The sequence below is a fragment of the Negativicutes bacterium genome (genome assembly GCA_021372785.1).
Classification (GTDB): domain Bacteria; phylum Bacillota; class JAAYKD01; order JAAYKD01; family JAAYKD01; genus JAJFTT01.
Window position 1 is genome coordinate 152,152 of the sequence record JAJFTT010000036.1, and the last position, 6,271, is coordinate 158,422.

The following is a 6,271-nucleotide window of genomic DNA, read 5'->3' on the forward strand; positions in this document are numbered from 1 at the left end:
CTTGGTGCGTTATGCCAGCTGCTGTTTGTTTTTCTAGTATTTGCCAATCGGCGGCTGTACGGAATCGGGCAGCGGGCATTGGTAAGCGCCGCCGTTTTGTTTGAAAACGAGGTTTTTCGCTTTCTCCACCACTTCGGGCCTGGCCATGGTTTTGAGTGCAGCCAGCGCCATCACGGCAGCGGCAGTCAGCAAGCCTTTTTGGGCAATTTGGCTGCCCGCCTGGGCGGTCATTTGCCAGGAATGCCCCACATTGCCGATACAGGCGGTGGCAATATTGAAGTTGATGGTCGGCACCGCATAAGTCACATCGCCAACATCGGTCGAACCGGAGGCATATTTGACGTTTTTGGCATCGTAAGGGTGAACGCTTGCGTCCAACGAGTTTGCCAGAATTTCATCCAGCTTTTCTTCGCCATATTCCTGGCTGATCGCTTCTTTGATCGAGTCCAGCGTCGTTGCGTTATAACTCTCTAAAAAGGCTTTGGCCAGCTGATAATCCGAAGCATCCCATTTGGGCGCTCCTACTTCCCGCAGCGCTTCATCCGCGACGGCAGCCAAAGCCGTATTGGGGATATAATCGGAAAATGCCATGGTAACTTCATATTCCATGCTGGTTTCCGTCATCAGGGCGGCCCCTTGCGCCACTTTCACCACACGCTCGAATAATTCTTTGACTTGTTTGACCTTGGGCGAACGCACTTCGTATTTGATCAGGCTTCTGTCCTGCACCACATTGGGCGAAACACCGCCTGCGTCCACGTAAGCGTAATGAATCCTGGCCTGATCAATCATATGTTCGCGCAGATAATTAACCCCCACGCTCATCAGTTCTGCGGCATCCAGCGCGCTTCTGCCCAATTGCGGCGAACCGCCGGCATGCGAGGTCACGCCTTTGAATTTGAAATTGGCTCCCATGATGGCGACGGAGCGCGTGGACTGCACCTCGTTCTTGCTGGCCGGGTGCCAGGTATAGACAAAGTCGACCTCCCGAAACACCCCGGCTCTGGCCATAAACTGCTTAGAGCCGGCGCCCTCCTCTGCCGGGCAGCCAAAGAAATAAACCGTTCCGCTCTGCGGATGCGCGCTGAGGTACTGCTTAACCGCGATGGCAGCGCCCATAGCAGCGGCTCCCAGCGCGTTGTGACCGCAGCCATGCCCCGGCTGGCCGGCCACCAGCGGACTGCGCCGCGGAATTCCCGCTGCCTGGCTCAAACCATCCAGCGCATCGTATTCACCGAGAAAACCAAAAATCGGTTTGCCGCTGCCGAATTTTGCCGTGAAGGCCGTCGGCATGGCGGCCACTCCCCGCTCGATGCTGAAACCTTCGCTTGCCAAGACATCGCTCAACAATTTTGCCGATTGAAATTCTGCGTAGGGCAGCTCGGCATATTGCCAGATCCGGTCGCTGACTCCCAAAATGAGATCCCGCTTTTCTGCCAAGACCCGATTGATGAAATCTAGTTGCATTTTAAAATCCATTCCTTTCGCAGTGCTCAAGGCACAAATAGAGAGGAAAAGGATGCAAACAGTTCCTTTTCACACTACCCGTCACCCCGCTTGTTATTGTAAGATTTTGCTGAGAAATTCGATGGTTCTGGCCTGCTGCGGATTGCCAAACAGCTGTGCAGGCGTGCCCTGCTCCTGAATTATCCCATCCGCCATAAAGAGAACTCGGTCGCTCACTTCCTTTGCAAACCTGATTTCATGCGTCACGATGACGATGGTCATCCCGGAGTGCGCCAAATCCCTGATTACATCCAAAACTTCTTTCACCATTTCCGGGTCCAGAGCGCTGGTTGGCTCGTCAAACAGCATCACTTTGGGTTCCATGGCCAAGGCCCTGACAATGGCCAACCTTTGCTTCTGACCGCCGGAGAGTTTAGTAGGATATTCGTCTTTCTTCTCCAATAATCCTACCCGCTCTAAAAGTTCACAGGCTCGCTGCTCCGCCGCCTGTTTTGTCATCTTCTTTACCAGGATTGGCGCCAGGCTAATATTCTGTAAAACAGTCAAATGCGGAAAGACATGAAAGAGCTGAAAAACCATACCGATTTTCTGTCGATGCTGATCCAGATTGGTATTTTTCTGCGTCAGATCGAAGCCCTCAAAATAGACTTTACCGGCGCTGACGCTTTCCAATAAGTTCAGGCAGCGCAAGAAGGTGCTTTTACCGCCACCGGAGGGTCCGATGATCGAAACGACTTCCCCTTCGTAAATTGTCTCTGAGATATTTTGCAGCACACGCAATTTGCCAAACGATTTCGACAGATTTTCCACACGGATCAAGGCGTTATCCTTCATCACAACGCAAACTCCTTTCATAGAACTGCAGCCCTCTGGCCAGCATGCTTGTCAGCAGGAAATAAATCACGCCGGCAATCAGCAGGGAGGGAATCGCTAAAAACGTCGCCGCCTGCACCGTTTTATAAGAGGTCGTCAGCTCCTGAATAAAAAATACCGAGGCCAGCGAGGTTTGTTTCACCATCGAGATGTACTCGTTGCCCAAAGCCGGCAGAATGTTTTTGATGGCCTGCGGCAAGATGATCTGTTTCATCGTATGATAAGCCGAAAGTCCCAAACTCCTGGCAGCCTCAGCCTGACCCTGATCCACCGCCTGGATGCCGGCGCGGATCACCTCGGCGATATAGGCGCTGGCGTTGACAATCAGGGCAATCACGATGCAGGCCGTATCACCGATCCGCACCGGCAGCAGTTTTGGCAGCACCAGCCAAAAGAAATAGAGCTGCAAAAGAATGGGCGTGCCGCGGATCAGACTGATATAGACGGTTGTGAACGCATCCAGGACTTTTTGCTGCGATAATTTCATCAGCGCAATCAAAGCACCCAGGACGCTGGCCGCCGCTACGGTCACGGCAGCCAGCCAAATAGTACCCCATAACCCAAAAAGATAGACATAACCGTATTTTTGCCAAAGCAGGATCACCGTTTGCAGCATGATTCGCACCCGCACTTTCTCATTCGGTTTATAAGCCTAATTTTTTGGCATACTCCGTATACTGCCGATACCATTCGTCGTATTGACCGGAGCTGACTACTTGATCGATGATCTGATTGATGTGGTCGGCCAATTCCGTTTCACCCAAAGGCATGCCGATTCTGCTGCCATCCAACTCCGGATCAACAAAAAAGGTGAAATTTTCAACAATCGCTAAGCCGCTGCCCGGGTTGGCATCGATATACAATTGCGCCATGGCTTTCGAGACAACACAGGCATCCGCTTTCTTCTCCTGCACCATTAAAATCCCATCCGTAGTGGCGGAAACCCGCTTCAATTCTTTCAGCTTCGGGATTTGTTCATTGGCAAACACTTCCTGCAGCGAACCGCTTTGCACAACCACGGTGGCATTGGCCAAATCTTCGGCTGATTGAATTTTGTCCTGAGCCTCTTGCCTGATCAACAAACCATTGCCCGGCGTATCTTTGGCAAAATAATAACCCTTAGACAGCAGCATGGCCGACGCCCGAGCCGGCGTATAGGCTAAGGCCGAGATCGCCAGGTCATACTTGCCTTCTGTGATGCTGCTTAGAACGGCCGAAAATTCCAAGGGGATAATTCTCAGCTCCACCCCCAATTGCTCGGCGATATATTTGGCTAATTCGATATCGCTGCCCACATATTTCTCGTTACCGCTTTTGCTGGGGTCGATAAATTCATTCGGCGCAAAATAAGGTTCTGTCACCACCTCCAAATAGCCCCGGTCCAGAATTGCCTGTAAGCGATTCTGCGCTTTGGCGGCATTCGCCGCTGGTTTGGCATTGCAGCCACCAATCAAAACCAGAACAACAGAAAGTAAGACTGCGAAAACCCATTTGAAACTCTTTTTCATTACAACTTCCTCCTTCATTTTTGATCAAATCCAATTCTCATAAAGCAGCATACTTTCTGTGGAGGATAAAAAAATCGCCCTCTAGCTTACCGCTAGAGGGCGAGAATATTTCATCACGTGGTTCCACCTCAATTTATTGATGCTTCGCAGCATCAACCTCAAAAAGTACTAACATACTTCTGCACTATAACGGGTGCGAGTTCCCGGATCCAACTACTCCCAAAATGGTTTCATCGATCAGCTCAAAGACGTGTTCACAGCGGTCTATTTATGTACTTTCACCAAACGTACACTCTCTGAAAAATAAAACCGCAGCTACTATTTCTTGTCAAAGCTGTTATCTGTTTATTAGTTGCAGATCATAGCACGATGTTTTCCCGTTGTAAAGACGTAAGACGATAAATTCTGAATCACTTGGATTACGACACAATTGATTGCAGCAACACTGCTGCGATTTTTTACCAAATCGGTCTTTACTTCTGCTGCTATAATCTATACTGCTGATCCTGCTGCCTTGCCGGAGTTATTAAGTTTACGCATAGGCTTTTATTAAGCTCTAACTCTTCTTGACGGGTTCCTTTACGGCAGAAAGACCGGCCAAATAGCCAAACGTCATCGCCGGGCCAATGGTACTGCCCGCTCCCCAATAGGCATTGGCGGTGGGAGAAGCAATACAATTGCCGGCGCCATAAAGCCCCGGAATCGGATTGTTATGCACATCCAAAACCTGCGCGTGATCATTGATGATGGGTCCGCCATTCGTATCCAGCGTTCCCGCTGCCAAAATGACCGCATAATAGGGTCCCTCTGCACTCAGCGGATACATCGTATAATTTTTGCTGCCTTTGGGTGGCCACTCCACGCCGGGGACCGTTGGCGGAAACGTTGTCCACTCACGGTCATAATTGAACTCACCGCGGCTGAATTCTTCATCTTTACCCTTTTTAGCAAAATCATTGAAGTTTGCGATTGTCTTCGTTAAATTCGCCAAAAACTCCGGCGCTATACTAAATCCGCCAATCCGTTCGGACAAATTGCTTAAGCGCAGGGTCAAGGCTTGCGTCAAATCCTCCAAAGTTTGCCCACTGAGGATGTAAGAGGGCAGCGCGTCGCTTTGTCTCGGATAAGGTGGATAGCCTTGCCACAATTGCGCTGTTCTCTGATCGTAAATCAGAAAGACCAACATATTCATCCATTCCGCACGCTGCGGATCCCAAACAAAATGAGTCATGGTCCGATCGGTATAGTTTCGCTTTTCATCCATAATGCGTTTGCCATAGCGGTTGACTTCGATGACACTGTCGCCGGGAATATAAAAGATATTATTGGAGCCGCCGGGATTGGTCAGCGCATTTTCCAGGATGCTTTCCGCACGAAACGCTCCTGCCATATTGCCTAATTGAGCGCCGATCTCGCCGGCCATACCGATAAAATCACCGGTATTCGTGGCTACGGAACAGCCGCCAAAATGCGGACCGCGTTGAAAATGCAACATCAGCTCCGGATTATGTGAATAACCGCCGCTGCCAAAAACAACTGCCTGATGAGCTTTGATTTTCAAAATCTCTTTATTCTCTTTAACAACTTCCAGTCCGATCACTTCTTTTTGCTCATTTTGCATGATTTTCATGACCCGATGATCGGTCAGGATCAAGATATCATGACTTCTGGCCCAGGTTTCCAGCTGCCGTATCAATTCAAAACCATAGCTCAGCTTACCTTCCGGGTTTTGCGTATACAAGACACGTCCGCGGATCCCTTTGTTTTCGGGCAGATGGTCCATATAATCCACCTGTGGTTTGCCTGTCCAGTTGATCTCCGCAATGCTGTGCAGCGCACCGCAGTCTTCCAGGAATTCAACCATCTCTGAAGCATGCTCAGCCATGGCCGAGAGCAGCTCAAACTCATTTTTCGGCACACCATACTTTGCATCGTTTGGATTGTAGAGGTGAGGAAAGGAATAGCGCGCCATATAGCGGATGGCATCCTCTTTCTTATCTTCAATCCCCAGATCATGCTGAAAGCGGTTGTTTGGCGTCCAGAACCCGCCGCCCGAGCGCAGCGTCGTCCCACCCACTTTTGCTGCTTTTTCCAGCATGATCACACTGGCACCCTGCTTTCTCGCGGTGATTGCCGCAGAAAACGCAGCCGCTCCGCTGCCAACGATCAGCACATCAGCCTCCAGCGCATAACCGGCAGCACTGGTTAAGCCGCCTGCCTCTGTTTCTGTTTTTGCTGGTGCAGTTTCTATCAGTAAGATGAATTTTTCTTTGGGAGCACCACACATGGGGCAAATCTCCGGTGGCTCTTCTCCCTGACTGATGTAGCCGCAAACGCTGCAGATCCACTTTTTCATAACATCGTCTCCTTTTTTACATCGACCTTACTTTGAGATGAACTGGTAGAATGACCCTTTACTTTAA

General features: G+C 50.2%; 5 protein-coding genes, 1 pseudogene and 1 other annotated feature. All 6 genes and pseudogenes read right to left on the reverse strand.

Annotated elements, in window-relative coordinates; all coding sequences use genetic code 11:
* Window positions 1-33: 33 nt before the first annotated feature.
* On the reverse strand, window positions 34-1,467 hold the full coding sequence (locus tag LLG09_05385) for an amidohydrolase (protein ID MCE5196545.1): 1,434 nt from the start codon (window positions 1,465-1,467) through the stop codon (window positions 34-36).
* A gap of 93 nt (window positions 1,468-1,560) precedes the next feature.
* Entirely contained in the window at window positions 1,561-2,286 is a 726-nt protein-coding gene (locus tag LLG09_05390; GenBank protein MCE5196546.1) for an amino acid ABC transporter ATP-binding protein, read from the reverse strand.
* 4 nt (window positions 2,287-2,290) lie between these two features.
* Window positions 2,291-2,956 carry an amino acid ABC transporter permease gene (locus LLG09_05395; GenBank protein MCE5196547.1) on the reverse strand — a complete coding sequence of 222 codons (666 nt, stop codon included), beginning with the start codon at window positions 2,954-2,956 and terminating at the stop codon, window positions 2,291-2,293.
* Window positions 2,957-2,984: 28 nt separating this feature from the next.
* Entirely contained in the window at window positions 2,985-3,848 is an 864-nt protein-coding gene (locus tag LLG09_05400; protein ID MCE5196548.1) for a transporter substrate-binding domain-containing protein, read from the reverse strand.
* Window positions 3,849-3,940: 92 nt separating this feature from the next.
* Window positions 3,941-4,189 (reverse strand) — a binding site (T-box leader).
* 215 nt (window positions 4,190-4,404) lie between these two features.
* Complete coding sequence (locus LLG09_05405; protein MCE5196549.1) at window positions 4,405-6,021, reverse strand: FAD-dependent oxidoreductase; 1,617 nt, start codon at window positions 6,019-6,021, stop codon at window positions 4,405-4,407.
* 84 nt (window positions 6,022-6,105) lie between these two features.
* A pseudogene (locus LLG09_05410) lies at window positions 6,106-6,204 on the reverse strand (rubredoxin-type Fe(Cys)4 protein).
* Window positions 6,205-6,271: the final 67 nt, after the last annotated feature.